The organism is Gemmatimonas sp. UBA7669, assembly GCF_002483225.1.
Lineage (GTDB): Bacteria > Gemmatimonadota > Gemmatimonadetes > Gemmatimonadales > Gemmatimonadaceae > Gemmatimonas.
Genome location: NZ_DLHL01000042.1, coordinates 51,368 through 77,339 on the forward strand (window position 1 = coordinate 51,368; position 25,972 = coordinate 77,339).

The 25,972-nt window shown below is 66.9% G+C and carries 22 protein-coding genes; 10 read left to right on the forward strand and 12 right to left on the reverse strand.

Features of this window, described 5'->3' with window-relative positions:
- Positions 1–4 precede the first annotated feature (4 nt).
- Both B2747_RS11210 and B2747_RS11215 read right to left on the reverse strand, forming a co-directional pair.
- On the reverse strand, positions 5–2,317 hold the full coding sequence (locus tag B2747_RS11210; protein WP_291160570.1) for a 3-hydroxyacyl-CoA dehydrogenase/enoyl-CoA hydratase family protein: 2,313 nt from the start codon (positions 2,315–2,317) through the stop codon (positions 5–7).
- A 128-nt stretch (positions 2,318–2,445) separates the two neighbouring features.
- Complete coding sequence (locus B2747_RS11215; RefSeq protein ID WP_291160573.1) at positions 2,446–3,051, reverse strand: lysophospholipid acyltransferase family protein; 606 nt, start codon at positions 3,049–3,051, stop codon at positions 2,446–2,448.
- An 81-nt stretch (positions 3,052–3,132) separates the two neighbouring features.
- Between B2747_RS11215 and B2747_RS11220 the strand changes: the two genes are divergently transcribed.
- Positions 3,133–4,101 (forward strand): hypothetical protein, encoded by a 969-nt coding sequence (locus B2747_RS11220; RefSeq protein WP_291160575.1) that lies wholly within the window; start codon positions 3,133–3,135, stop codon positions 4,099–4,101.
- Positions 4,102–4,114: 13 nt separating this feature from the next.
- Here B2747_RS11220 and B2747_RS11225 read toward each other — a convergent pair whose 3' ends face one another.
- Both B2747_RS11225 and B2747_RS11230 read right to left on the reverse strand, forming a co-directional pair.
- Complete coding sequence (locus B2747_RS11225; protein WP_291160577.1) at positions 4,115–5,119, reverse strand: hypothetical protein; 1,005 nt, start codon at positions 5,117–5,119, stop codon at positions 4,115–4,117.
- A gap of 134 nt (positions 5,120–5,253) precedes the next feature.
- Positions 5,254–5,787 carry an RNA polymerase sigma-70 factor gene (locus B2747_RS11230; protein ID WP_291160579.1) on the reverse strand — a complete coding sequence of 178 codons (534 nt, stop codon included), beginning with the start codon at positions 5,785–5,787 and terminating at the stop codon, positions 5,254–5,256.
- Positions 5,788–5,896: 109 nt separating this feature from the next.
- Here B2747_RS11230 and B2747_RS11235 point away from each other — a divergent pair, with 109 nt between their 5' ends.
- Together B2747_RS11235 and B2747_RS11240 are read left to right on the forward strand one after the other, a co-directional pair.
- Positions 5,897–7,039 carry a FecR family protein gene (locus tag B2747_RS11235; protein WP_291160581.1) on the forward strand — a complete coding sequence of 381 codons (1,143 nt, stop codon included), beginning with the start codon at positions 5,897–5,899 and terminating at the stop codon, positions 7,037–7,039.
- Positions 7,036–9,795, forward strand: coding sequence for a TonB-dependent receptor (locus B2747_RS11240; RefSeq protein ID WP_291160584.1), 2,760 nt, complete (start codon positions 7,036–7,038; stop codon positions 9,793–9,795). Before B2747_RS11235 ends, B2747_RS11240 begins: the two co-directional genes overlap by 4 nt.
- A gap of 65 nt (positions 9,796–9,860) precedes the next feature.
- Here the strand turns inward: B2747_RS11240 and B2747_RS11245 are convergent, their stop codons facing one another.
- Positions 9,861–11,810, reverse strand: coding sequence for an alpha/beta hydrolase family protein (locus B2747_RS11245; RefSeq protein ID WP_291160587.1), 1,950 nt, complete (start codon positions 11,808–11,810; stop codon positions 9,861–9,863).
- A gap of 84 nt (positions 11,811–11,894) precedes the next feature.
- Between B2747_RS11245 and B2747_RS11250 the strand changes: the two genes are divergently transcribed.
- The 3 genes from B2747_RS11250 to B2747_RS11260 all read left to right on the forward strand — a co-directional run bounded on the left by B2747_RS11250 (position 11,895) and on the right by B2747_RS11260 (position 14,400).
- On the forward strand, positions 11,895–13,232 hold the full coding sequence (locus B2747_RS11250) for an aminotransferase class V-fold PLP-dependent enzyme (protein WP_291160589.1): 1,338 nt from the start codon (positions 11,895–11,897) through the stop codon (positions 13,230–13,232).
- Positions 13,229–13,939, forward strand: a complete 711-nt coding sequence (locus B2747_RS11255; protein ID WP_291160594.1) for a DUF4412 domain-containing protein — start codon at positions 13,229–13,231, stop codon at positions 13,937–13,939. Before B2747_RS11250 ends, B2747_RS11255 begins: the two co-directional genes overlap by 4 nt.
- 167 nt (positions 13,940–14,106) lie before the next feature.
- On the forward strand, positions 14,107–14,400 hold the full coding sequence (locus B2747_RS11260) for a hypothetical protein (RefSeq protein ID WP_291160597.1): 294 nt from the start codon (positions 14,107–14,109) through the stop codon (positions 14,398–14,400).
- A gap of 17 nt (positions 14,401–14,417) precedes the next feature.
- On the opposite strand, the gene B2747_RS11265 is transcribed toward B2747_RS11260, so the two are convergent.
- Positions 14,418–14,726: a hypothetical protein gene (locus tag B2747_RS11265; RefSeq protein WP_291160600.1), complete on the reverse strand. Its 309-nt coding sequence runs from the start codon at positions 14,724–14,726 to the stop codon at positions 14,418–14,420.
- A gap of 24 nt (positions 14,727–14,750) precedes the next feature.
- On the opposite strand from B2747_RS11265, the gene B2747_RS11270 reads away from it, so the two are divergent.
- Both B2747_RS11270 and B2747_RS11275 read left to right on the forward strand, forming a co-directional pair.
- Positions 14,751–15,611 (forward strand): DUF547 domain-containing protein, encoded by an 861-nt coding sequence (locus B2747_RS11270; protein WP_291160603.1) that lies wholly within the window; start codon positions 14,751–14,753, stop codon positions 15,609–15,611.
- Between the two features lie 77 nt (positions 15,612–15,688).
- On the forward strand, positions 15,689–15,811 hold the full coding sequence (locus B2747_RS11275) for a hypothetical protein (RefSeq protein ID WP_291160606.1): 123 nt from the start codon (positions 15,689–15,691) through the stop codon (positions 15,809–15,811).
- 74 nt (positions 15,812–15,885) lie between these two features.
- On the opposite strand, the gene B2747_RS11280 is transcribed toward B2747_RS11275, so the two are convergent.
- From B2747_RS11280 to B2747_RS11295, 4 genes are all read right to left on the reverse strand, one after another.
- A complete protein-coding gene (locus tag B2747_RS11280; RefSeq protein ID WP_291160609.1) occupies positions 15,886–18,336 on the reverse strand; it encodes an ATP-binding protein in 2,451 nt (816 codons plus the stop codon).
- The gene (locus tag B2747_RS11285; protein ID WP_291160612.1) at positions 18,329–18,889 is read right to left on the reverse strand and encodes a hypothetical protein; all 561 of its coding nucleotides are present in this window, start codon (positions 18,887–18,889) and stop codon (positions 18,329–18,331) included. The genes B2747_RS11280 and B2747_RS11285 overlap by 8 nt, the downstream gene beginning before the upstream one ends.
- A 63-nt stretch (positions 18,890–18,952) precedes the next feature.
- On the reverse strand, positions 18,953–20,836 hold the full coding sequence (locus tag B2747_RS11290) for a serine/threonine-protein kinase (protein WP_291160616.1): 1,884 nt from the start codon (positions 20,834–20,836) through the stop codon (positions 18,953–18,955).
- A gap of 69 nt (positions 20,837–20,905) precedes the next feature.
- A complete protein-coding gene (locus B2747_RS11295) occupies positions 20,906–21,082 on the reverse strand; it encodes a hypothetical protein (protein ID WP_291160619.1) in 177 nt (58 codons plus the stop codon).
- Between the two features lie 312 nt (positions 21,083–21,394).
- Between B2747_RS11295 and B2747_RS11300 the strand changes: the two genes are divergently transcribed.
- Positions 21,395–21,607: a cold shock domain-containing protein gene (locus tag B2747_RS11300; RefSeq protein WP_291160622.1), complete on the forward strand. Its 213-nt coding sequence runs from the start codon at positions 21,395–21,397 to the stop codon at positions 21,605–21,607.
- A 100-nt stretch (positions 21,608–21,707) separates the two neighbouring features.
- Here B2747_RS11300 and B2747_RS11305 read toward each other — a convergent pair whose 3' ends face one another.
- A complete protein-coding gene (locus tag B2747_RS11305) occupies positions 21,708–22,148 on the reverse strand; it encodes a DUF2721 domain-containing protein (protein WP_291160625.1) in 441 nt (146 codons plus the stop codon).
- Between the two features lie 121 nt (positions 22,149–22,269).
- Here B2747_RS11305 and B2747_RS11310 point away from each other — a divergent pair, with 121 nt between their 5' ends.
- Positions 22,270–23,166: a hypothetical protein gene (locus B2747_RS11310; protein ID WP_291160628.1), complete on the forward strand. Its 897-nt coding sequence runs from the start codon at positions 22,270–22,272 to the stop codon at positions 23,164–23,166.
- 87 nt (positions 23,167–23,253) lie between these two features.
- On the opposite strand, the gene B2747_RS11315 is transcribed toward B2747_RS11310, so the two are convergent.
- Positions 23,254–25,887, reverse strand: coding sequence for a S9 family peptidase (locus tag B2747_RS11315; protein WP_291160631.1), 2,634 nt, complete (start codon positions 25,885–25,887; stop codon positions 23,254–23,256).
- Positions 25,888–25,972 lie beyond the last annotated feature (85 nt).

Sequence of the window (25,972 nt, forward strand, 5' to 3'; positions counted from 1 at the left end):
GCGCTCAGTTGCGCAGCGGCTTGCCGGTCTTGAGGGTGTAGGCGATGCGCTCCTGCGTTTCCTTTGTGCCCAGCAAGGACAGGAAGTGCTCGCGCTCGAGGTCCAGCAGGTCGGTTTCCGTCACATCGCGCGGAGCACCATCGCCTCCGCACAGCACCTGCGCAACGGCGCGGCCCACCCGCACATCGTGCGCACTGGCCTGTCCCGCTTCGTGCGCGGCCCAGAGCGCGTACTCGAGATTGCCGAGTCCCTCGCGGCCAAGGGCGCGCACGGTTCGCTCGGTTGGTGGGAGGTAGCCGGGTGCGAGGTCGAGCACACGTTGCTTGGCATCAGCCAACTGATGATCGCGGTTCATGCTGATGCGATCACTCTGACGGAGATAGCCGAGACTGCGGGCCTCATGCGCCGAGGTGCTGGTGGTGGCAAATGCAATGAGCTTGAACGCGCGCTTGACTGCGGCAAACAGATCGAGTTCCTCGTACTGCTGCAGCTCGCCGGTGAAGCGCATGAGCAGTTCCTTGGTGCCGCCACCTCCAGGCAAGAGGCCCACACCCACTTCCACGAGGCCCATGTAGGTCTCGGCATGCGCCTGCACCGCATCGGCGTGCAGCGTGACTTCGGCGCCACCACCCAGCGTCATGCCGGCCGGGGCGACAACCACCGGGAACGGCGCGCGCCGAATGGACATGGTGGCATCCTGAAACGCCTTGATGGAGGCTTCGATGTCCTCCCATGCGCCGGCCGCCACGGCAAATGACACGAGCGACAGATCGGCGCCAACGCTGAACGCGCGTGCGTCTTCGTTGCCGATGACGAGGCCGTTGAAGCCCAGCTTCTCCACCTTGCGCAGCGCACTGGCCAGGCCGTCGAGCACGCCCTGGCCGAGGCTGTTCATCTTGGAGCGGAACTCGAAGCAGGCCACGCCGTCGCCCATGTCCAGCAGGCGCGACAGGCCGTTGTCTTCGAGCACACGACCGGTCTGCGCCATGGCCGCGAGCGAGACGCGACCCGGCACGGCCGGAATGCTTTCGTAATTCCCGTCGAAGGTGAGCGCTTCGTCGCCCTTGTAGAACGCGCCCTGCGCGTGCTCGAGCAGGGCCGGTACGTCGCGTCCTTCCGCACCGAACTCGGCGCGCAACCAGTCGAGTCCGAGCGCGTCCATGATCTGAAACGGGCCAGCCTCCCAGCCGTACCCCCACTCCATGGCGCGATCGATGGCGACGAGATCGTAGGCCAACTGCGGCGCGAGTGTGAGCGTGTAGTGCGCCACGTCGGCGAGATGATCGCGCAGGAAGGCGCCGTGTGCCCCAGGCAGCTTGACCGCCGCCTTCAGCCGCTGCGCGAGGGGCATGCGAATGAGCTGACCGATCTCGCCGCCTTCGAGCCGCTGCTGCGGCACGTACTCGCCGGTCTTCCAGTCGAAAGTGAAGGTGCCGTCTTTCGCCTTGCGATAGAATCCGCCGCCGGTCTTGTCACCCAGCTTGCCGGTGGCGACCAGTTGGTCGCCCACCCACGCGGGCATGGCAAAGTCTTCGCCGGTGGCCGCGCCGATGCCGCGCGTGACATGCTGCAGCACATCGATACCGGTGAGGTCACCGGTGCGAAAGGTGGCCGTGCGCGCGCGTCCAATGAGCGCGCCCGTCAGCCCGTCCACTTCGTCGATGCTGAGCCCGTGCTGCTCCATGCGGCGCATGGTGGCCACCATGCCGTAGACGCCAAGTCGATTGGCCACAAAGCCCGGGACATCCTTCGCAATGACGATGCCCTTGCCCAGCGTGCGCTCGGCGAAGGCGCGCATGGCCCCGATGACGGCCGGATCAGTGTCCGGAGTGGGGATGAGCTCGAGCAAGTGCATGTAGCGCGGCGGATTGAAGAAGTGCGCGCCGAGGAAGCGGCGGCGGAACTTCTCTCCGCGTCCGTCGAGCAATACGGCCATGGGGATGCCCGAGGTGTTGCTCGAGATGATGGCCGTCGGCTTCATGAGCGCTTCGATGCGCGCGAACAGCGCCTGCTTGGGGGCGGGCTGCTCGATGATGGCCTCGACGATCCAGTCGCACTCGGCCAGCCAGGCGAGATGGTCTTCGGTGTTGCCGGGGCGCACACGCGCGGCGGCACTGGCGTCCATGAACGCCGCGGGCTTGGCCTTGAGGGTCTTCTGCAGGCCGTTGCGCGCCGGGGCGCTGCGATTGGGCGAGGCTGGATCAGGGTCGCCGGGGATGTCGAGCAGCACCACGCGGCAACCCGCGGACGCTGCCAGTGCGGCGATGCCACTTCCCATGGCGCCGGCGCCCACCACGCCGACGGTCGTCACACGCATACAGGGCTCTCTCCGTGAGGGATACCATGGAAACTCCGATGCGGAGCGCGGGGAGGGAAGGGGGAAAACGCAAAAAACGCGACGAAATCGTCGCGTTTTAACCCCCGGGTCGTGTTTGGCGCGCGCGATCAGTCGAGGGCAATCCGCTGGGAGCGGTCATAGCCACGGACCTCGCCAAAGGCCGCGCGCACCCGGGCGATGCCGGCGGCGGTGTCGTCTTCGTCGGCGGTGAGGACGGGACCCAGCCGGATTTCGTGGCGCTCCCAGTCGAAGGCCACACAGCAGATGGGCACATTGGCGCCCTTGGCCACATGCCAGAAGCCGGACCGCCATTCGGTGACCCGTTTGCGCGTGCCTTCGGGACTGAGGGCGAGCGCAAAGCGTTCACTGGCCCGCATGGCGGCGATGGTCTGTTCGACCACGTTGTGCTTGTTGTGCCGGTCCACGGGAATGCCGCCATTGGCGCGCATGAACCAGCCCAGTGGAGGGCGAAACAGCGTGTCCTTGCCCCACCAATGCGCATCGAAGCCCAGGGCCCACTTGGCTGCGAGACCGACCGGGAAATCCCAGTTGGAGGTATGTGGCGCCACGATGACGACAAAGCGCGGCAGGTTGGGCATCTGGCCGGTGAACCGCCAGCCGGCGCGTTGCAGCAGCCAGCGACCGAGTCGACGCAGCCACGGCCTACGCGTTTGCGGTACGGCGGGACCCAGTTCCCAGGACGCGGATGTCACGACGAAATCGGTGGAGGGGACGAATGTGCGGCGAGGCCCCCCGTGCTGGCGGGCCGCATGCTCATGGCGTTCATTTGACACATGCTTCTCCCGAATCGCAAGCTGCCGCTTCGCCGCGCGCTCACCGCGGCCTCTCATGTTCTCGCCTTCACTGTGTTGGCGCTCCCACTTGTTGCACGCGAGCTGTCCGCTCAGCGACGCAGTGGGCCGCTGGTGCTGCGCGCGCCCAGCAGCGCGCGTGTCCTTGCTCTCGGAAACGCCGGCGCGGCCATTACCGACGCCGATGCGGTGTTCACGGCACCCGCCATGCTCATCACGGCGCGCGGCGCGTCCGCGTCGGTGCAGCGCTATGGTGGAGCGGCCACCCATGGCAGTGTGTCCACCATCAGCACGGTAGGCGGCACCACCATCGGACTCGGTGCACAGGTGCTGGATTGGCGGGCCCCCGCGCTGCCGTACGGTGAGGTGCTGCGCAACGGCACCACCACACTCAGTGATGGCGGCGAGCGCGAGGCGGGCAGTCAGTTGGTGGCCCTCGGTCTGGCGCGGGTGTTCAAGGGGCAGCGCCTGGGTGTGGCGGTCAAGTACGCCGAGGAGCGCATTGGCGGCGAATCGGAGTCGGTGGTGGCCGTTGACCTCGGCTACGCGCGAGCCTTCGGCCCGGGTGCGCTCAGCGTGACGGTGCAGAACCTCGGCATGCGCCCGCAACTCGGTGATGCGCGCGTGCCCTTGCCGCTGCGCTATACCGTGGGCTTTGGCGGTGGCATGATGCCCATGGGCGAGTATCTCGACATGGGCGCGCAGGTTCAGCTCAGTGTGGACGGCGACGGCTTTGTCCGACCCGCCGGTGGCATTGAATTGGGATACGTGCCCATCGAGGGCGTGTCCATTGTGTGGCGACAGGGTCTGCGTTTGCCGCGTGAGCCCGACGAGTCGCTGATTACAGCGGGTGTCGGGCTCACGGTGGACAGACTCTCAGTGGATTACAGCGTGGAGCCCATGCGTGGCGGGCGTCCCGTGTCGCATCGCGTGGGACTCAGGCTGCGTTGAACTCCGCGGCGACTCAGCTGCAGGATGGCCGGCCGCGCGGCAGCGTGATGCTGCAGGTCTTGGTGGTGCCGTTCTCGGTGATGACGAGCGTGGCGGTGTTGCTGCCGTTGTAGGTCAACACTTCCCGGCGCTCGTTAGTGGTGGCCGCGCCGCCGTTGATGGCGGTCTGCACCGACATCACACGCACCACCGTGCCGGCCGTGGGATAGGCCGCGCTCGTCGTCGTTGCCGTGGGCACGACGAGCCCCTTGGTGGTGTCGGAGGCGTTGCGAATAGCGGTGAAGCGCTCACCGTCGCGGTTGGTGCCACTGATGGACTCGGCGCTCTTCGACCAGCCGTTCACCGTGCGCTGCGTGCTGCCAGCCGCGAGGCCACTCACGGTGCGATCGCTGCTCGCGTTGACGGTGGCGGTGATGGTTGGCGCGGCCGCCGAATCACGTCCGGGGGCCGGCACGCGCCGTGTGGTGGTCCCGGTAACGGTGGTGCGGGTGCGCACGGTGTTGGTGGTGACTGAATCAATGCGTGTTTGCGCCGCGCCGTCCACCGAGGTGATGGTGAAGATGCTGCTGGTGGTGAGGCCATTGCGCACATTGGTGCAGTTCACGTCGTTGCCGGACAGCGTACAGGTGGAGTCGATGCGCACGGCGAAGGGTCCGCGGTGCGGATGCGGCCGCGGTCCGTTTGCGCTGTCGCCACGGAAGTCACCGCGCAGGCCGCCACCCATCAGCCCATCAATGCCGGGGCCACCGTGAATGCCGCGTCCGCCGAACGCGCCCATGCCACCCATGCCGCGCATTGGGCCACGCATGGGGCCTTCCCATTCCGACGCGGCATCACCGCCGTAACTCGATGAGGCGACATCGAGGCCGCTCGGAACGGCGCTGAAGGCGCCTCCCACGAGCAGACCGGATTCGGTCGGCCGCGACACGCTGTCGGAATTGCACGCGGCCAGTGTGGCGAGCAGCGCGCCGCCCAACAGCGTCGATACGATGGCTGACGAATTTCCTGAAGAACGCATGTGTGTCTCCGGCAGGGCACTGGCGCAGCCTCCCACTCGGTGGGCGCAGCCGGTGCATGTTTGACGTAGGTGCCGGGGTGACACACCAGTGACGGGATACCCCACGTCACGATCACGCCGCCTGCTTGCCGACCTTACATGAAGCGGGCGAGGCGCTCGCGCAAATGTCGCAGCGCGCGACTCATGTTGGCCTCGACGGCCTTCACGGAAATGCCAAGCAAGTCGGCGATTTCGACGTACCGCAGATTGCGTTCGCGACTGAGCGTGAAGACTTCGCGCGTGCGCGGTGGCAGTGCAGCGACCGCGTCATGGATGGCCGCCATGAGCTCGGTGCTGCGCGTCTCGGTATCGGCCGCAACTGACGGTTCGTGCAACGCTTCCATATGAATTTGCGACTTCTGTTGCACCTTGAGGTGTCGCAGATGATTCAGGGCGCGGTTGCGTGCGGACTGCATGAGGTAGGCCGGTACGGAACTGCCGTCCGGCAGGCTGTCCTTCCGGCGCCACAGCTCCAGGAAGACATCCTGTGTGATTTCCTCGGCCACCCCCTGATCACGCAGGATGCGATGGGCCACGCGGACGACCGGCTCGTACCATTGACGGAAGAGCGCGTCAAAGGCGTCGTGTTCTCCGGAACGAAGGCGGGCCAGGAGGTCGGCGTCGGTCACGTGGGGGGCGAAAGGCGAGCGGGTACGCGGCGCGAGCGGCGCGTGCGTCGGGCTGCTGATATACTAATGCGGGAGGTAGGGTTCCATTCCCCCGCGGTGTTTTCACGGTATGTCTGACGAAATCCACAACGAGCCGAAGCCAGGCGCCGACCCGGAATGGGAGGCGTTGGCGCGTTACGTGGCCGGCGAGTGCGAACCGCCGGAGGCCGCGGCCGTTGAGGCCCGACTGGCAGACGATCCGGATCTGCGGATGTTTGTGTACACGCTGCACACGGCGGAGGCCCACGAGAGCCAGCACCGGGAGCGTGTGGCGCCGTTCACTGTGGACACCGAGGCGGCGCTGCGCGCGGTGCGTGCCAACATCGAGGCACTCGATGCGGTGCCGCTCACGCCGCCGTCGGCGCGTCCGGTACTGGTGCCTCAGGAGCACGGGCCGGAGCGTCGTGTGGCGGCCGGTGTGCGGAACTCGCCGCGGACATCCCAACTGCCCGGTCGCCGCGTGCCGTGGCGCGGGTTGGGTGTGGCGTTGGCTGCGGGGCTCGCGGCCGTGCTCGTCCTGCAGGGACGAACGTCCACCAAGCCCAATGCGGTGCGCGAGTATCGCACGGCCATCGGACAGACGGACACGGTCCGCTTGAGTGACGGCACGCAGGTGGTGCTGGCACCGGGCAGCAGCATGGCGCTCGATGTAGACTATGGGGACGCGTCGCGGCAGCTCACGTTGGAGGGCGCTGCGCATTTCACCGTGGTGCATGACGACGCGCGCCCATTTGTTGTACGCGCCGGCAACGTGCTGGTGCGCGACATCGGTACGGCCTTCACCGTGAAGGCGCTGGATGCAGGGAGTGCCACCGTGGCTGTCACCGAAGGGCGCGTGGCCGTCGCACCGCGTGGTCCCGCCTCACGCGAGGTGGAGCTCGCCGCCGGTGACTTGGGCGAGGTGTTCTCTGATACGGTGCGTATCGCGCGCGGTGGTGTGGATGCCACGGTGCTCAACTGGACACGCGGAGAACTCAGTTATCGCGATGCGTCACTGGCTGAGGTGCGTGCCGACCTCGCGCGCTGGTTTGGAGTCACCCTGGTGATCGCCGACCGCGAATTGATGTCGCGTTCCATCACCACCCGTTTTCGCACGGACTCCCTGGCGCCTGTTCTCGACGTACTGTCACTCGCGTTGGGCGCGGATCTCATTCAGCGGGGCGACACGGTGCAGCTCGTGCCCGCAGGCGAGACACCTCCGTCCGGACGATGACGGCCGGCGGCCTGTCCGTTCGGGCCGCGCTGATTGGCGCGATCCTTGTGTTGGCTGTGCCGCGGCGCGCCGATGCGCGATTTGCCGATGCGCGACTTGCCGATGCGCGATTTGCCGATGCGCGATTTGCCGATGCGCGATTTGCCGATGCGCGGCACGCGCCGGCGGAGCCCGGCTGTCTTACGCGGGTCACGGCCAGCGAGCGCGCGGCGTTGTGGGCGGCGCCGCTGGATCGTGTGGTGACGCTACGTCTGCCACAGGCCTCACTGCGCGCCGCGCTCGATGAGTTGGCGGAACGCAGCGGAATTTCGTTGTCCTACAGTGCCGAGTTGCTGCCGGTCGAACGCAACGTGTGTGTGCAGGTGGACCGCGTCCCGCTTGGGGCGGTGCTCGATCACCTGTTGCAGGGAGCAGCCCTGCGTGCGGTCGTCGTGGGCGCCACGGATATCGTGCTCGCGCCGGTGCGCACAACCACGCCACCCGCCGTCATGCCGCCCTCGGCAATGGCGGTCAGAACGCAGAGTGTCCGCGCCCCCAGTCTGCTCGATCGGGTGGTGGTGACCGGATCGCCGGATGGTGTGGCCCAGCGCGGTTCGCCGTTTGCGCTCGATGTGGTGGAGGGTGACGCACTGTCGGCGCACGGCGTGCGCACACTGGGCGATGCTCTGGAGTTGTCGGTGCCGGGCGTCTGGATGTGGGCCACCAGTGCGGGGTCGGTGAGCGCGCGTTTCGGGAGCATTCGTGGCGCCAGCTCTTTTGGCGTCACGGCGCCCAAGGTGTATGTGGATGGCGTGGAGGTGGCCAACCCCTTGCTGGTCATGCAGCTCGATGCCACGCGCATTGCCCGGGTGGAGATCATCCGCGGGCCCCAAGGGGCTGCGCTGTATGGCGCGGATGCCATCAGTGGTGTGGTTCATGTGCTCACGCGCTACGATGGCACCAGCGAGGGGCAGACAGATGTGCATGTCTCGAGCATGGCTGGTGTGACCAGCGCCGGCCTGGTTGCGCGCGATCCTCTCGTGCAGGACCACGCGGTCACGCTGCGTCGCGGCACGGCGGCGCGCAGCATCAGCGCGGGCGTCAACCTGGGCACGGTGGGTGAGTTTCAGCCCGGTGCCGCTGAACGACGGGTGCTGGCCGACGTGAACGCCCGCTACACCCAGCAACGTGCCGTATGGAACGGTCTCGTGCGCTTCACGCGGCAGGAGACGGATGGCGGACTGCTGGACAGCGCCACCTCACTGGGAATTCGCATTCCCATCGGTCCGCGTGACAGCGCGCTGGGACAGCAAGTGTCGCAGTACACGGCCGGCGGGAGCGTGTCCTTCATGCCGTCGCTGCGCTGGACACACACCTTCATTGCCGGCGTCGATGGCTACGCCTTGCAGGGGCTTTCCGGTGCTGCGGTTCCCGGTCCGCTTGGCAGTACCACCGTGTCGGCACTCGGCGATTCCAACGGCTCCGCCAACCGTCTCACCACGCGACTGCGCAGTGTCGGGCGCTACGACATTCGGCCCGGACTGCTTGGGACACTGACACTGGGCGCTGAACAGATCAGCACCAGCGAGTCGGTCTCGCGCGCGCCTGACCTGTCGGTCCTGTCGATCACGGGCGGCGGTTTGGGCGACTCGACGCGCAACGGTGGCCGTGGGCCCGCGGGGAGCGGCGCCGATAGTGTGCGGTATACGGCGCCCGGTGTGCGCCTGGTCGATCTCGAAAGTCAGTACGTGAGTCGCGGCCTGCTGGTGCAGGGGCAACTGGCCTGGCAGGATCGCTGGTTCCTGTCGGCCGGTGGGCGTGTGGAGCGCACGACGGGCGCAACACCCGAGGCACAGACGTCATTCCTGCCCATGCTTGGCGCTGCCTACGTCCGCGATGTGGGCGCGCTGACGCTCAAGACGCGCGCGGCCTTTGGGACGGGCATCAGGCCAGCTCGCACGGTGCTGCGCTCGGGGACCTGGATGGGTCAGGTCGGCGCTGGTGGCGGCGGCTCGCTGGAAGGCGCAGGCGGGCGACTGGGCGCCGTGTCGGGCGTGCCGGTGACGGCGCGCAGCGCATCCGGCCTCGATGCCGAACGGCAGCGTGGCGTGGAGTATGGTGTGGACGTGCATGCCGGCACGCGTGTGGCCTTGCATCTGACGCGGTTTGATCAGTGGGCCGACGGTCTCATTCAGGCGGTGCCCGTCATCACCAACACGCTCACGGGAAGCGGCCGCGTGGTGAAGAGCATGCGCTACTCGCTGCAGAACGTCGGGGCCATCACCAATCGCGGATGGGAGGTGGAAGGCCAGACGCGTCTGTCGCGACTGACGCTCGCCGGAACCCTCACTCTGGTGGACAGTCGTGTGGCGCAGGTGGCGCGCAGTTATGCCGGCGAGCTGCGTGCCGGTGATCGCATGTTCGACGTGCCATCGCGCACGGCCAGTCTCAGTGCAAGCTGGAACGCGGGACGATGGGCTCTGAGCAGCAGTCTCTCGCACGCGGCCGACTGGCTGTCGTACGACCGCGCGTCATTGGGAGTCGTACTGGCCGACTCCACCGACGTGCGGTTGCTCGAGGGGGCAGCCATGCGCAACTACTGGACGGCGTACGATGGCGTGACGCGCTGGCGCGCCAACCTGCAGGTGCGCCTGCGCGGCGCACTCACTGCGGTGCTGGCCGGTGACAACCTGCTCAACGTGCAGGGCGGTGCGCCGGACAATACCGCGCTGCTCATGGGACGTACGATCACCTTTGGTGTGCGCACGCGGTTCTGATGACCCGACGCGCGCGGCGACCATGCGCGCGGCGAATACCTGCGGTGACTACGCGTGACGGCGCGCTACTGCGGACGGGAAACGCCGATGTCGTCGAGCTGCACGGTGCCGGCTCGCTTGCGATCGAAAACCAGGCGTAGCGCGCGCAGCCTGGTGACATCGAGTGCGCTGTTGGCCTCGCGGAATGCCGCAAGCGGCGCGACATAGGTCTGCATGATGGGTTCCGCCAGGGTGGGGAACTGCGACTTGTCGCGGCCCCGTCGGCGATAGATGTAGCTCTCGATGGGCAGGCGCACCGCGCCGAAGGTGCTGAGGGGCAGCCGGGCCACGCGCCCGTCCGCGTCTTCCAGTTCGAGTGTGAAGTCGGGCGGGACCGTGTCCTTGGGCGGCTTGCCGGACGACTTGCCTGCCGCAGTGGGTTTCGGCGGCGTGGCCTTGCCTGCGCTGTCGCTCTTGGTGCTATCGCGCTTGCTGGTGTCACGCGGTACTCGGCGCGGCCCCGGCTTCTGGTCCGTGGTTCCCACGGTCAGGAGCAACGCATGTTGCGGCGTCAGCGAGAGCGCACGGGACAGCGAGTCGCTGAGTGACACGGTGAAGCGCGCGGGCCAACGCGGGGCCGTGGTGTCCTTGCCCACCGGTGTGTTGTTCCAGCCCAGTGTTGCCGCGTTGCTGCGGAAGGTGGCCGCGCGTGAGCGCGAGGGCATATCGGACTCGCGCCAGGTGCTGAGCGAGTCGCCGAGCAGGCGCACGCCGGGCACTGAACCACTGCTCACGTCCACATCCTCTTCGAAGGTGGCCAGCATGGTCGTGCGGGCGTCGGCGTAGCGGGTGAGATACATGGTGGGCGGCAGCCAGTCTCCGGCGCTGCGGTGATCGCGGAAGATCATGCGGTACTCGTCGCGGCCGTTGAGCGTGGCCTCGAGGAAGCCGCCAATGACCACACGGCCAAATCGCCGCTGCTCTTCGCCATCGATGAGGGCCTTGAGCTGCAGCGCACGCACGGAGTAGTCACCATTGTCGCGGTCGTTCCACACGGTGTTCCACTGTCCGTGATTGGCGCGGTGCATCCAGATGGCGCTCTTGAACTCGGGGCCCGGGCGCGTGAAGCGGAAGCGATTGTACTGCGTGAGGCCCATGAAGCTGCTCACGTCGCCATCGTGCGAGCCATGAATGACGAGGTAGCTGTAGTCGTGCACCGGCGTGGGTTGCTCGGCGGGACGATACTGGCCGTCCACCGGCGCAATGGCCACCAGCGCCTTGATGTTGAAGTTGAAGTTGAAACGCTGCGTGGCGTCGTCCGGGTAGGCCGGCAGGCGGTTGAAGGCGCCGGCAATGGCCACCGCCTCTCCACCGCGTGAGTGCCCCATGAGCGCGATGCGGGACATGTCCACCTTGCCGGCCAGTGGCTTGCCGGCGCTGTCGTTGAGCGCCCGAAACACTTCGAGATGCTTGAGCAACATCCAGCCACGCGCGTCGTTTTCACCGCGTATGCCGCCGTTCAGGAAATTCTCGTCGATGGACGCGAGAATGAAACCGCGCGAAGCGAGGAGTTCACCCAACCATTGATAGCCCGGATCGGAGTACTCCGTCATATCGTGATTGCCGTGCACGACGAGCACGAGGGGAAACGGCCCCGTGCCTTCGGGATACCACACGCGCGCATTGAGCGGGAAAGCGGTGTTGTCGTAGCCCCAGTACTTCTTGCGACTCTTTGCCGCCGCCGGCTCCATGCGGGCGTAAGGCGACGCGTCCACCGTACCGGTACGGTAGGTGATGGAATCGCGATACTCCGGCCGACGCCGATCCTTGCCGCTGCCGTAGTACAGGAAGCGGACGGCGTGTGTGCCTTTCTCCCCCGGGTTGGGCGCCGTGATACTGCGCTTGGCCAGCACGGTGCTGGCGTCACTGGGCGCAATGGTGAGGGGTTGCGCACAGGCGCCGAGGGCAAGGGCCAGCGTGGCGAAGACCGACGTCGTCAGGCGAGTCGGCAAACGGAAAACGCGCGGGGGCATCATGCCGAGAGATTACGACGCGGACAGGCGAAATGCGACTCTGGCCACGGGACTCGCGGCGGCCCGGTTCGTCCCCCAGTTTTCCGCATGGACCGTCGCCATTTCGTTTCCGCCCTCGCCAGCGCGTCGGCGCTGCCCGCCCTGTCCGTGACCTACGCGCCGGACGCCGTGCGTCGCCTGATTGACGCCACGCAGGTGGCCGGTGATCGGCCGCTGCCGGACTTCTCCGGTCTGACCCGCGGACGCACCGCTGAAGCCCTCGCCGCCGATGAGGACTTCTGGGAGCCCATTCAGCGCGCCTTCGACGTCGATCGCACCTGGGTGAATCTCAACAACGGGGGCTGTTCGCCGGCGCCGTCGCAGGTCATGGCCAAGCTGGAGCGCGACCTGCGCTTTTCGAACGAGCTGCCCGTGATTCACATGTGGCAGACGCTCGAGCCGCGCATCGAGGTGGTGCGCCGCGAGCTGGCGCAGGATTTCGGCTGTGATCCGGAAGAGATGGCCGTCACGCGCAACGCCTCCGAGTCGCTCATCACGCTGATCTACGGGCTCGATCTCAAACGCGGCGACGAGGTGCTGATCAGCAACCAGAACTACGGGCGCATGATCAACGCCTGGAAGCAGCGGGCCGCGCGTGAAGGCATCGTGATCAAGGAGATTTCGTTTCCGGTGCCGTGCACGGACCCGCAGCGCATCGTCGATGCCTTCGCGGCGGGCATCACACCGCGCACCCGTGTCATGGAGATCACGCACATCACCAACCTCACGGGACAGATTCTGCCGGTGAAGGAGTTGGTGACCATGGCCCGCGCACGCGGCGTGCAGACCTTCGTCGACGGCGCGCATGCCTACGCGCATTTCCCGTTCACTCGCGATACGCTCGACTGCGACTACTACGGCACCAGTCTGCACAAGTGGCTCACGGCGCCCATCGGCACAGGCTTTCTGTATATGCGACGCGATCGCATTCGGTCGATCTGGCCGCTCATGGCCCAGAATCCCGGGCAGGAAGGCGATATTCGCAAGTTCGAGGAGATCGGCACCCACCCGGCGGCCAACCACAATGCCGTGGCCATGGCCACGGCCTTTCATCGCGCCATCGGAGCCGATCGCAAGGTGGCGCGGCTGCGCTTCCTCCGGGATCGCTGGGCCAAACGCCTGATGGCTGAAGGGCAGGGCCGCGTGAAGGTGCTCACCCCGCTTGATTCGCCCTGGGGGGCAGGTATCGGCTTCCTCTCCATCGACGGCATGGATCACGACGCCCTGGGCAGCTGGCTCTTCGCCAAGCACCGGGTGGTGCAGACGCCCATCACGCACGCCGAGTTCCGCGGCATCCGTGTCACACCGAACGTGTACACCACGCTCGATGAAGTCGACCAGTTCTCGGAGCTCGTGCTGCGCGCACTGCGCGAGGGCATGCGATGAGGCCCGCGTCTCGCACCACGGCGTTGATGATCGCCGGGCTGCTCGGTGGGCACATGCTGGTGTCGCCGACGCTCGCTGCGCAGACCGCGCGGTCCCGCGCCTTCGAAGGCAGTGTCAGCATGCGTGCCACATTGCCTTCGCCCAATGGGCCGCAAACGCAGGTGATGGAGTACCTGGTCCGTGACGGCAAGGCGCGTGTGAACGTGGCGGGTGGGGCCATGAGTTTGCTGGTCCTGCCGGCTGAGTCCCGTGCGTATCTGCTCATGGCTGCGCAGGCGAGCTATCGCGAGATGCCGCTGCCTGCCGCCGCGAATTCCGGCGCGTCCGTCAGTGCGACGCCGCCGGGAGGCACTGCACGCGGCCCGGCGCCGGTCGTCACGAGCACACGACTTGGGCGCACGGAAACGATCGCGGGACTGCGCTGTGACGTCATGCGCATGGTGATGCGTGTCGCCGAGCGGGCCGATTCGCTGGAACTCTGCGTGACCACGGAGCTGGGTGAGTATGTCAATCCGCTCACCCTGATGCGCGGAGGAACCGATCCAGTGCAGGACGCCCTTCCGCCCGGCGGATTCCCGCTGCGTGTGGCGCGCTCAGACGGCACCGTGATGCTGGAGGTGACCAAGGTGGAGCGGCGGCGGCTTGACCCGGCTTTGTTCAGCGTACCGCTCGACTATACCCGGGTGGAGGCGCCGCGGCGGCGCTGAGCGGGATTGTGGGCCACGCCCGTCCCCGGCGTAGCGGATGGACACGGGCGGCAGGTGCTGAAACCTTGCTGCGCCCACCCCGTTAGGGAGAACAGCACCCGGCACCTGCGTTCTGTCCCCGTTGGGTCAGACCGTCATGACCGCCGGCTTTCATCCCCGGAGGACCCATGATCTCCTTCCTGTTGTCTTTTGCGATCGCCAGTGTGCTGGCCATCGTGTTGCATGGTTCGACCCGCAAGTTCGTGCGCAGCCGCCTGCGCTACGTGGATGCCATCCAGAAGGGTGGTGCGCCGTGGCTGGCCGGTGGCGCCGTCTTCCTCGTGGGCAGTCTGTTTGCCGGTCTGCTGCCGCTGGTCGGCCTGGGTACGGCGCTGACCGCCGGCCTCGCGGTTGGCGCGGGTGTGGCCGCAGGTGCCCGCGATATTCGCCAGGGCACTTCGCCGGTGGTTTACGGCCCCTGAGGCGCCGTCGTCGGGCGTCAGCGCCCCGGAATGCCATCCTCCCGCACGAGCAGGGCGATGGCGCCGGCGAAGTCGAGCATGAGCACATCACCCTCGCCATGCACGATGCGCACGGTCGCCGAATGCGGCGCCGCCGGATTGTCGGTGTGCAGCAGATCCCCGTCGCGGCGGTAGCGCAGTTCGATCACCTGATCGCGGCCGCCCACATCCACGTGATACCGCAGCTGCCCTTGAGGAAGAAACTCCATGCGCACGCCGGGCGCGAAATCAAGCGAAGGGTCGGCGCGCATCAGACGCCAGATACCGAGCAACCAGTCTTCCATCATGGGTGAACGATAATGCGCGGGACCATGACCCGCCGTGCGCTGACGGTGCTGCGCGCCGCCTCGCTCGCCACCGCGTGCGGCATGGCAGCGCTGACGTTCCCGACCGTGGCAACGATTAGCTGGGCGCAGGGCGCCACAACCGGGCCGGCCGCCGCTTCTACCCTGCGGGCCGACCATCGCGACTGGGACGCCGTGTTGCGCCGCCATGTGCGTGATGGCCGCGTGGACTATGACGGCGTGGCGCGCGACAGCGCGTTTGCACGCTATCTGGCGTGGTTGCCCACCGTGGCCGTGGACGCGCTCGACGAGGACGATCGCCTCGCGTACTGGATCAACGCCTACAATGCGTGGACCGTGCAGCTCATTGTGTCGAGTGGTGAACGCGAAACCATTCGCAATCTGCACAAGACCCTGGGCGTGTTCCGACTCAAGGGCCCATGGAGCGTGCCGTTGGTCAAGGCCGCAGGCAAGACCTGGACGCTGGACGAGGTGGAACACCGCATTCTGCGCACACAGTTCCGGGAGCCGCGCATTCACTTTGCCATCGTCCCTGCGGCCCGCGGGGCGGCGCCGCTTCGCAGCGAAGCCTACCTGGGCGCCACACTCGACGAGCAGCTGAACGAGCAGGCGCGCGTGTTTCTGGCCGACACGACACGCAACCGCTACAACGGTCGGGTGCTCTGGCTCAGCCCCGTCATCCTGCAGTATCGCAGCGACTTCGGCGCCAACAACGTGGAACTGGGCAAGTACTTCGCCCCCTTCTTTCCCGCCGCACGGGACGTGCTGGAGAAAGGGCGGTTTCCACTTGGCGCCACGAGTTTCGACTGGCGTCTGAACGGCCCGGTGGACCCGGCCCGCACCAAGGCGTCGGGCAAGGCCATGTGACGGGCATGTGACGGGCATGTGACGGGACTGAGGCACGGGGCGTCTGAACAAAACCGACCTCTCACCCGGAGCCTGTCATGTCGCCATCACGTCGTCGTCCCCGCGCTCACGCCCTGCGTCTCGATGTCTCGTCCATCGCCCAGGGCGGCCTGGCCTTTCTGCTCGCGTACGTAGTGGCCTACTTCGTCAGCGCCATCTGAAGCGACATCTGAGCGGCGAAGCACGCCGCCCGTGCAGACCGGCCACGGCCGATCTGCACTGACGGAATTGCCGTTCAGCGCCAGGCATCGGTGAGGCGACCCGATGCATCGCGCGTTCGTGGTACCCAGCAGAGCGCGACCAACTGAAGGTGCACATCGGCCGCCTTGGCCTTCACGACGGTCGTCTCCAGTGTTTCCTGTTGGGCATCGTAGGCCGCACCCAGGGCATCGACCTCTTCCTGCAGGCGCGCCTCGAGGTCCGCGTATTGCTGCCGCGCCGCCTCCAATGACTCGGCCGCCCGCGTGACATCGCTGGCCTGCTGCACCGCGCGTCCGGCACCGCGCGACGCCGTGGCGACCTTGCCCAGTGTGCCCACGCCCACCTTGCCGCGGCCGAAGATGGCGCCGAGGATGGCACCACCCACCGAGATGGCCGTGTCCATCTTGGCCTGCGACGCCTGCTGCTGCTCGCGTTGCACGGCCTGCTCGGCCTTGCGCACCTTCTCCACGGCGGTGGCCAGCTTGCTGCTGTACTTGCTGCGCAGCGCCGCGATCTTTTCGTCGCGCAGTTCGTGCGCGTGCACCTGCAATCGAATGCGGAAGTCGCGTTCCGATTCGCCGGGGTTTGAGGTGAGCTTGAGTGCGGCGCTCTTGAACAGCGTGACCTGTTCGTTGGCCACGAGCCATTTCTGCAGCGTCTTGCTCCAGGCGGCGTAGCTCTTGGCCGACGTCGCGATGGCCGGCACGTTGCCAAACTGCGCGCTGCCGACGGCCGAACGCGTGAGTTGTGACGGGTCGAGTTCCACGCGCTCACTGCCATCCCACTCCACCGCAATCGGGCCGTCGTTGACGGTGGTGAGCAGCGCCACACGCCGTTGTTCGGCCACGCCGAGCCTAGCGTTGGTGAGTTGCACATCGGCCAGGCCCAGCACCGCTGGCGTGTACAGCAGATCGCCGGTGTCCTGTGTGGGTGTGAGGAAGTATTGCGGCACGTCGTGTGGCAACACCGGCGGGCTGCTGCCAACGGAGGCAGGGCCCACTGCACCGGCCGGCGAAGACGCGGCGCCCTGCCCATTGGCCAACGCCGCGTTAGGGGCAGCCGGTGTGGCCGCACCCGCAGACTGCGCGGCCGTCACCTGCCGGATCTGATCGCGCGTCATGGGGCCAGCGAGATACGACAGCGTCCAGCGCGTTTCGAAGGTCACGGGTCCGGCCTCGTGCACGCTGTGCATGAGGAACACGCGCTTGCCGAGTCCCGCGATGGTCTGCTCCATGGCGGCGCGGTCGAAGGGCTGACCACCCGACACGCCTTCGAGTCCCTCCATCACGCGCATCTTGTCGCGCTCGGTTTGCAAGCGGCCGATGAACCAGGTGCCGGTGTTGGACAGACCGCGGTAGTCGAGATCGACCGGGTTCTGCGTGGCGAGCACCACACCCAGGCCGTAGGCGCGCGCCTGCTTGAGCAGCGTGAGCAGCAGCACCTTGCTGGGCGGGTTGGCCACCGGCGGCATGTAGCCGAATAGCTCGTCGATGTACAGAATGGCGCGCAGTGACCCGGTGCCCGGCTGTGCGCGCACCCACGCCAGAATGTCCGCCAGCAGCAGCGTCATGAAGAACATGCGCTCGGCGTCATTCAGGTGCGCGATGGAAATGACCGAGCCACGCGGCTTGCCCTGCGGCGTATACAGCAGGCTGGCGGTGTCCAGCGCTTCGCCCTGCATCCAGGTCTGAAAGCCGGGTGCTGCCAGCAGGTTGTTGAGTTGCATGGCGAGCGCCATGCGATCCTTGGGAGGAAACACCGTGTCCAGCGGCATCACGCCCACGGTGCTGAATGGTGGCGATTGAATGCCGCCAATCAGTCCGGCCAGATCGAGACTGCGTCCCTCGCGCCAGGCATGGTGCAGAAGATTCGCGAGCAGGATGTGTTCGCGGCTCGTAATGGGATCGGCATCGATGCCAAGCAGCGCGAGCAGCGAGGTCGCGGTGGCATTCACCCGTTCCTGCAAGGCCTCGGCATCCTGCTGCACGGCTGGTGGCGGCGCATCGAAGGCCTTGAGCAACGAGAGCGGCCGACCGGCGGTGCTGCCCGGTGTGTAAATGGTCACATCGGCGGCGTCCATGCAGCGCTGAATGCGCGCGCCGTCCTGGCCCCAACCAGCCAGACCATTGCGCCACAGCGTGGCCTGTTGTTCGGCGAACTGCTCGGGCGTGAGCCCGTTGTTGGTGGCCTGCTGCGGGTCCACCCAGGGGCGGAAGTCCGAGGGAGCCAACGCGGGAAAGCGCAGCGCCAGATTGCCCAGATCTCCCTTGGGATCTACGGCGATGACCGGCACTCGATCAATGAGCGCCTCTTCCAGCAGACCCACACCAAGGCCCGTCTTGCCACTGCCGGTCATGCCGATGATGACGGCATGAGTGGTGAGATCCTTGGCGTCACACAGGACGAACTCGTCGCGGCGTGTGCGGGTGCCGAGGTCGTACTGTTTGCCGAGGTAGAACGCGCCCAGGGTTTCGAAATCAGTCACGGTTCGGTGTTGCCGGAGAATCGGGGAGTCGCAGCTGCTGCAGCGTGGCGGCGGCGTGACGACGGATGTTCTCGATGTCCCAGGGTTGCACCGTGGCGGGCGCGCCATCCACCGTCTTGGTCTGTGAGCGCACCGAGTCCCCGGCAAAAGTGACGTCGAGTTCCACGCGCATGGTGGTGGGCGACTTGGCCGACTGCTGCACGGTCTGCGTGCGGATTTCGCGGAAGGCGGTGAGTGCGCCATCGGCGGTGAAGCGCAGCGTGCGTTCGGCGCGTCCATCGGTGCCGAAGCTGACCTGCTCGGTGATTTCGGTGATTTGCCCGTCCACGATGTTGCTGGACCAGGCGATCTGTTCATCACCGTTCTGCCACGCACCGGTGTCAGCGGCGGCCGCGGCGAGCGCGGTGGCTGCCGCGCTGTCAGTGGACGCATTGGGTGCTTTGTCGCCGGCGACGCAGGCCAGGAGCGGCAGCATCAGCAGCCACGGCGAGCGGCGCAGAACGGGAGACCGCAGGCGGGCGTTGCGGCGCGCCAAGGGGAGGAGAGGCGTCATGGAAGGAGGGCAGTAGGAGAGCAAGACGGACCTCGTACTGCGCTCAAGATACATCACCCTCGCCTAGGCCGGAGTGGGCTCCGGCCGCAGAGGCCGCAAGGCGCGCTCCACATCGCTCATGGCTTCGACCCGTCGGTGCAGATCCTGCACGACGGCCAACTGTTCGGTGAGGTTGCCGGGCGTAAGGGCTTCCGACTCGAGTCGCAGCAAGTCGAGACGAATGCTCTCGAGCGCAGCGACGGCCGTGCCCAGTCGCGCCTGGACCTGCTGTCGCTCGGCGTCGAGTGCCGCGACCTGACGGGTGCGCGCATCAGGACGCAGGGCGGTATCATGGCGCAGCGCGCGCATTTCGTCGGAGAGGTGATGTGCGCGGGCGCGCAGGGCCGCGGCTTCCTGCGCGAGCGCTGCGGTGGCAGCCGGCAGGGCCGCGAGCTGTGCCTGGGTCTCCTGTCCGAGTCGGGCGAGAATGGCGCCCGCCTCGTTGCCGAGCTGCCACTCCGTGGGTGCGCTGGCCGCAACGGACGGCGACACGACGTTTGCGGGCGTGAGACGCGCGGTCAGCCAGCGTGCGGCGGGCAGTCGCACATGGCGCTGCAGCCAGGCACCGAGTCCGGTGCTGCGGCGCAGTCCGGCCAGTCCGCGTTGAACGAGCACCGGAGGGGCAAGCCAGGTGGCCAATGCGCCAAACCACTCGATGACGGTTGGCAATTCGAGAGAGTCCATGGTGCCCTGCGCAAAGGCCAGTGCGGCGCCAAGCAGTAACAGGCTGCCGGCCTGCAGCGCGGGTATGGCGCGTGTGGGCGGCACCGAGGGCGCGGCCAGGGCCTGCGCCACGTCATCGGGCGCATTGCCCTCTCGCAATGCCCGCCGAACGAGCAGGGGCAACTCGGCCGAGCGAACCGTCGTGGCCACGGCCGCAAAAACCAGCACGCTCTCCACGATGGCCCTCATGATGCCGCGACTCAACGATCCGGCTTCCTCGCCGAGGATGAGAAAGAATCCAACCAGCGAGAGGGTGACGGACCAGTCGAGCAGCGTAGCGCTGGACTGCGCCGCGTGACGGGTCTCGCGCAGCGTCGGATGCTCGTCGCGCGCGGGCGGTTCGCGGTCGAGCGCGGCTACAAAATGCGCGGCCGTCGCAAAGCGCTCCGTTGCCATGGGCGCGAGGCACTGATCGATGGCGTCAGCCAGCGCGGCCGGCAACTGTGGCGCGAAGTGGCGCACGGCCGGTGGACGAGAAACGGCCTGCTGCGCCACGATGGCCATGGCGGACTGGCCGTCCACCGGGTAGCGACCGGTTGCGGCGAGATAGAGCGTGACACCCAGGGCATAGAGGTCGGCACGCCCGTCGAGCGCGTCGCCGAGCGCCTGTTCGGGGGCCATGAAGCGGGCGGTACCCGCCACCTCGCCCGACACGTCCGGACCATGCACTTGCTGCGCGATGCCAAAATCGGCAATGAGGGCGCGGCCCGTGTCCTTTTCGATCAGGATGTTCTCGGGTTTGACATCGCGGTGCACCACGCCGCGCTCGTGCGCGTAGCCAAGGGCCCAACCCACTTCGCGCCCGATGCGCTGGACCAGGTCGGGCGGGAGCGGTCCGCTGCGCCGCAGGCGGTCGGCCAATGTTTCGCCCTGCACGTAGGCCATGACAAACCACGCCAGCTCCCCCGACTCGGCCACCTCGTGAATGGGCACGATATGCGGGTGGAAGCACTGCGCCGCCGTGCGTGCTTCGCGCAGAAAGCGGCGGCGCATGGCCTCGCGGGCCCCAAGGGTGGGCGCCAGCAGCTTGATGGCGACCGGTCGCTCCAGCAGGACGTCGCGGGCAAGGAACACAATCCCCATGCCGCCGCGGCCGATTTCCCGTTCGAGCGAAAAACGGCCGGCGAGCGCCGCCTGCAGCGCGAGAAAGGCCGGGTCAGGGCGAGGGGAGGGCGAGAGGCTCATGTGGGGGCCTACGGAGAAAGGGCCGGCGTGGGTTTCGGCGCACGGCCAAGGCGCACGGCCCGTCGCCGGTCAGAACTCGCGGCGCTTCATCTCGCGGAAGATTTCCTTGGCGTCGCTGTCCTCGGCTTCCTGCTTGCTGCGCGTGGCCTCGAGGGTTGGGTCGTAAGGCTGGCGGGTGGGCTTCTTGGCCTGCGTGGCCTTCTGCTGGGTCTTCTTGAGCAGGGCCTTGAGCTGCGCGTCCTTCATCAGCGCTCCGGGGGAGGTGGGGACAAACACGAACCCCTCCACGTTGCGCGTCGTCCGGACCGATGTAAAGGCGGTGGGCGGGTCGGGACCGGGCCGTGACCGCCCGGAAAAAAATCAGTGTTGACACTTGTGCGAAGGCGCACTAGCGTCTAGCAGCGTTCAGATCCGTGGGGGAACCCATGGGTCCGGGACGTCACGCGGTTGTCGATTGGTAACCGTGACCCGCGCGGGGGTTTGGTCCGCGAACCAACACGAGTGCTCGGTGCGTACGGCAGGGCCGGACTCCGAACACACAGCAACAGGAGCAGTGCCATGCGTACGACCGGCAAGGTGAAGTGGTTCAACGACGCCAAGGGCTTTGGTTTCATCACGCCCGACGACGGCTCGAAGGATTGCTTCGTCCACCACTCGGCCATTCAGGGCGGCGGTTTCCGCACCCTGGCCGAGGGCGAGCGTGTCGAGTTCGACATCGTGCAGGGCCAGAAGGGCCCCGCCGCCGAGCAGGTCGTGAAGCTCCGCGGCTAAGCCGCGACGCTTCAAGGATCCGCACCGCGGGCCGCCAGTCATCGACTGGCGGCCCGTCGTGTTTTCAGCCGTGCCGTTGCCCAGTGTGCAGGGCCTGTGTTCAGTGCGGCCCGATGCGCAGGGACTTGGTGGCGAGCTGCACTTCGCGGAGGAAGCTCACGAGGCCCGCAATGAGACAGAGCATGCTGGCCACAAAGAGCGTGGAGACTACCTGCGCCGCGTTGAAGGAGCGCAGGGCGCTCACGAACAGCAGCGCAATGAGCAGGCAGACGAGCAGCGCCGCCAGGGTGCACAGCCCGATGGCGCGATTGATATGCCGCGCGCGACGCGACAGCATGCGCAGATCGCCGCTGGTGACGTGCTTGTGTTCACCGGTCAGGTCGGGCAGATGCCCTTCGAGCAGCCGCGCGCGATCGATGACGCGTGCCAGGCGATTGGTGAGCACACCAAGCAGCGCCGAGATGCCGGTGAGCATGAACACCGGCGCGATAGCGAGCTGAATGACGTGAGCGATGGCTTCGATGCGGACGTCGGTCTGCATGCGCGGAATGTACGGGGTCCTGGCCGGGCGAACAGGGGGCGGTTGAGGGGCCGGCAGTCGGGATTGGGTTGATGTGACTGGCCGGCCTTCCGTCCGCGCCGACAGCGCGCGAGGATTGACCATGCCGATCATTCCCCCAGCCCTCGCGCCGGCCACCTGCGTCATGTGCCACGCGGCGCTCGATGTGTTGCGCGCGCGTGAAGCCAGGACCTGCCGCAAGCCTGGCTGCGTGCACGGCTTTGCCATGCTGCCTGCCCATGCCAAGTGTCGGCAGTGTGGGGTGCCGTTGCCCTTGGAGAGGCAGGGCATTGGTGACTGCGGCGCGCTGGCCTGTATGCAGCAGGCTACACAGCAGCGCCTGTCCGCCGCACGTGCCGCCCACGAGGCGGCCTGGGAACGCGGACGGGCCCTGGTGGCCGACGCGGAGGCGGCGCGCGGGAGCACGCCGGAGGAGGCCGCGCATCATGGGGTGGCCATTGTGCCGCGCAATCATGTGCGCTCCACCCGCATGCGGCAGAAGCGGCGGCGCGAGCTGGAGGCGCATGTGCGGCAAAAGCTTGTGGACATGCGTGAGTTGACGGCCGAGCAGATCGCGCGGCACCGGGCGCAGCCAGAGCCGCTGCCTGCCGAGCTGGGGCCGTTGTTTGGCGCGGCCTGCGCGGCGTGCCGCGGCCACTGCTGCCGTGGCGCCGGGACTCACGCGTTCATCAACGAGCGCACGCTGCAGGAGTATCTGGCACGACATCCGGGCGCCTCGGACGACGAGGTGGTGGCAGCCTATCTCTCGTACGTGCCACCACGCAGTCAGCTGCCTGGTTGCGTGTATCAGGGGCCCAGGGGCTGCACCCTGCCACGTGACATGCGTTCAGCCATCTGCAATTCGCATCTCTGCCATGGTCTCGAGCGTGCGCTCGCGCATCACCGTGAGGTCGCGCCACTGCACGCCCTGCATGTGCTGCACCGCGAGGGGCAGACGGTGTCGTATCGGCGCCTGGTGGTGCTGCCATCTCCCGACTGAGTCCAATGAGACGGAACGCACAACGGCCCGGAGGATGTCGGCGCGTGATGCCGATGTCCTCCGGGCCGCTGCGTTGGCGAGTGTGCGTTACTTGATCTCGCTGTTGCCGCGGTAGTAGTCGCCCAGCAGATGCTCGGCAAAGTACTCCATGAGCATGCGCTGGTTGTACGTGCCCACGGCGCCGCGGTAGCCGTGCGGCTCGCCCGGGTAGATGTACAGGTCGAAGCGCTTGTTGGCGCGCATCAGCGCATTGGCGAGCTTGATGGTGCCACCCGGGTGCACGTTGTTGTCGAGGTCACCCGTGATGAGCGCGAGGTTGCCCTTGAGGTTGGCCGCGAGTTCGTGATTGGTGGGCACGCGAATGTCGAAGCGCACGTTGTCGAAATTCGTGCTGTCCTGTGCGACCTCACGCACCGAACCGCCGTTGCCGCCACCATTGTTGCCCGGCCCGCCGCGACGCTGCTGGGCGTTGGCTGCACCCGCGCGCGCACCACCACGGGCACTGTCCGCGCGTGCGACCACGCGCACCCCGTGGTTCCACTCCGACCAGTTCTGGTTGTAGATGTTGTTGTCGTGATTGCCGGATTCCGACCAGCCCACCTTGAAGAACTCGTTGTACGGCGGCAGCAGCATGGCGGCCGCAGTGAGGAAGCCACCACCTGAGTGGCCGTAAATGCCCACCTTGTCGAGATCGATGAAGCTGTGACGTGCCGCAAGCTGCTCGATGGCCGCCTTCTTGTCGGCCAGCGCGTAGTCGCGCAGGTTGCCGTAGCCGTAGCGGTGGTAGGCCAGTGAACGCAGCGGTGAGCCGCCGCGGTGACCGACCTGAATGACGATGAAGCCCAGCTGCGCCAGCTGCATCTGGCCACCGCCCACGCTGAAGCCGGTGGTGACCGCTTCCGTCTGCGGACCCGGATACACGTAGTTGATGATGGGATACTTCTTCGTGCTGTCGAAGTCGATGGGCTTCCACATGTTGCCGAAGAGTTCCGTCACGCCGTCAGCGGCCTTGACCGAGAACGGCGTGGCGCCCACGAAGCCCAGTTCCTTGAGCTTGCTGAGGTCCATCTCCTCGAGCTTGGTGAGCACGCGGCCCGTCTGCCCGTCACGCACCACCGACACCGGCGGCTGATCCATGCGCGAGTAGGTGTCGTAGATGTAGCGCTTGGTGGGCGAGACGATGCTCGGCGTGCCATTCTCGCCGAGCGTGAGCGCGTGATGCGCATTGCCCGGATCGAGCAGCGTCAGCCCGCTGCCGTTGCCGTTCACGCGATACAGGTGCGTCTGGTAGAGCTGCTCACCCGGCTCACGGCCCTGACCTGCGATCCACACCTGACCCGTGGTGGAGTCGATCTTCACGACGCGGCTGACGTTCCACTGCCCCGTGGTGAGCGGATATTTCTCGCCGCCGTCGAAGTTGTACACGTAGTACATGCCCCAGCCGGTCTTCTGCGACCACCAGAGGAAGTCGCCGCCCTTCTTGAGGTACTGCACCGGCTTGGGCTCGAGCGCGGCACCTTCGATGGCGTCGGTGAGCAGCGTCTTGATGGCCCCCGTGGCAACATCGATTTCGATGAGATCGACGGCACGCTGCGGGCGATCCCGGCGCAGCAGACGCAGCTTGTCGCCACTCACCGGCCAGTGCAGATCCATGAGCGCCTGATCCTTCCACTTGCGCACGTTGATCTGCTTGATGGCCGGCTCGCCGCGGCGGTACACCCAGAGCTCGCTCTGCGTGACGTTCTCCTCGCCGGGCATGGTGTACTTGTAGTGCAGCAGTACGGGGCGCGGATTGGCCAGCACGTTCACGAGGAACAATTCCTTGACCTTGCGCTGGTCGCGGCGCACCACGGCAAAGCTCTTGCCATCGGGCGACCAGGTCCCCTGCGGCCGCACGCGCATGTCGGTGGACGCGTTGTCGTCCTGTTCGTCGTCTTCACCCTGATTCTGCTGACCACCGCCGCCACTGAGTGCATTGAGCTGACGGCGATTTTCGGTGGTGTCGCGGAACCCGAAGCTGTAGTGCTCCGCGCCATCGCTGCTGATCTTCGTGGTGTCGCCCGTCTTCACGTCGACGAAGAACAGGTTGTGATCGCGCGCGAACACGAAGGCGCTGCTGTCGGGGTTGTAGTTCTGGAAGTTGCGGCCGGCGCCGCCACCACCAAAGCCACCGCCACCACCGCCCTGCGTGTCGCGCTCCTCATCAGCCGGCGGGGGCGCGTTGCGCGGCGGACGGCCCAGCGACTTGAGCGTCTCGGTGGCCAGCGTCCACTCGTACCGCACCGTGTCCACCGTGAAGCGGAAGCCCTTGTGGTTCTTGAGGAAGGTGATGGTCTGGAAGGGCAGGTTGGTGGCGTCGTACGGCTTCTTGCTCAGCAGCGTGAGCTGCTCGGCCATCTTGGCCGGATCGAAGAGCAGGCGCTTGCTGCCACCGGTGGGCGACGGCACGTAGAGCATGAAGCGATTGCCGTTCCGGTCGCGCCAGTTGTAGTACATCGTGTCCGACTGGCCGAGGAAGCGCGGCTGCACGCCGAACGTGTAGGTGATGTTGCGCAGCGTGGCCGCATTGAAGCGATTGGCCAGCGCCCAGTTGGCCTTGACCGGACGATTCTCATCGGGCTGCGTGGCCTGTGCGTTGTTCTGGGCTTGGAGCGTGCCGGCCGTGGTGGCCAGCAGGAGGAAGGCGCTCCAGCGTCCACGGGGACGCGTGAGGTGGGACATGGATGGGTCTCCGGGAGGGGTCCGGTGAATTACTCGCGCGGGCGGCGCGACGTTGAGTGGTGGTGAAGCGGGGACCGATTGTCGG

Coding starts and splice junctions, on each gene's coding strand:
- B2747_RS11210 (WP_291160570.1), bottom strand. CDS start 2,317: ATGCGTGTGACGACCGTCGGCGTGGTGGGCGCCGGCGCCATGGGAAGT.
- B2747_RS11220 (WP_291160575.1), top strand. CDS start 3,133: ATGCTTCTCCCGAATCGCAAGCTGCCGCTTCGCCGCGCGCTCACCGCG.
- B2747_RS11225 (WP_291160577.1), bottom strand. CDS start 5,119: ATGCGTTCTTCAGGAAATTCGTCAGCCATCGTATCGACGCTGTTGGGC.
- B2747_RS11235 (WP_291160581.1), top strand. CDS start 5,897: ATGTCTGACGAAATCCACAACGAGCCGAAGCCAGGCGCCGACCCGGAA.
- B2747_RS11240 (WP_291160584.1), top strand. CDS start 7,036: ATGACGGCCGGCGGCCTGTCCGTTCGGGCCGCGCTGATTGGCGCGATC.
- B2747_RS11245 (WP_291160587.1), bottom strand. CDS start 11,810: ATGATGCCCCCGCGCGTTTTCCGTTTGCCGACTCGCCTGACGACGTCG.
- B2747_RS11250 (WP_291160589.1), top strand. CDS start 11,895: ATGGACCGTCGCCATTTCGTTTCCGCCCTCGCCAGCGCGTCGGCGCTG.
- B2747_RS11255 (WP_291160594.1), top strand. CDS start 13,229: ATGAGGCCCGCGTCTCGCACCACGGCGTTGATGATCGCCGGGCTGCTC.
- B2747_RS11260 (WP_291160597.1), top strand. CDS start 14,107: ATGATCTCCTTCCTGTTGTCTTTTGCGATCGCCAGTGTGCTGGCCATC.
- B2747_RS11265 (WP_291160600.1), bottom strand. CDS start 14,726: ATGATGGAAGACTGGTTGCTCGGTATCTGGCGTCTGATGCGCGCCGAC.
- B2747_RS11270 (WP_291160603.1), top strand. CDS start 14,751: ATGACCCGCCGTGCGCTGACGGTGCTGCGCGCCGCCTCGCTCGCCACC.
- B2747_RS11275 (WP_291160606.1), top strand. CDS start 15,689: ATGTCGCCATCACGTCGTCGTCCCCGCGCTCACGCCCTGCGTCTCGAT.
- B2747_RS11285 (WP_291160612.1), bottom strand. CDS start 18,889: ATGACGCCTCTCCTCCCCTTGGCGCGCCGCAACGCCCGCCTGCGGTCT.
- B2747_RS11290 (WP_291160616.1), bottom strand. CDS start 20,836: ATGAGCCTCTCGCCCTCCCCTCGCCCTGACCCGGCCTTTCTCGCGCTG.
- B2747_RS11295 (WP_291160619.1), bottom strand. CDS start 21,082: ATGAAGGACGCGCAGCTCAAGGCCCTGCTCAAGAAGACCCAGCAGAAG.
- B2747_RS11300 (WP_291160622.1), top strand. CDS start 21,395: ATGCGTACGACCGGCAAGGTGAAGTGGTTCAACGACGCCAAGGGCTTT.
- B2747_RS11305 (WP_291160625.1), bottom strand. CDS start 22,148: ATGCAGACCGACGTCCGCATCGAAGCCATCGCTCACGTCATTCAGCTC.
- B2747_RS11310 (WP_291160628.1), top strand. CDS start 22,270: ATGCCGATCATTCCCCCAGCCCTCGCGCCGGCCACCTGCGTCATGTGC.
- B2747_RS11315 (WP_291160631.1), bottom strand. CDS start 25,887: ATGTCCCACCTCACGCGTCCCCGTGGACGCTGGAGCGCCTTCCTCCTG.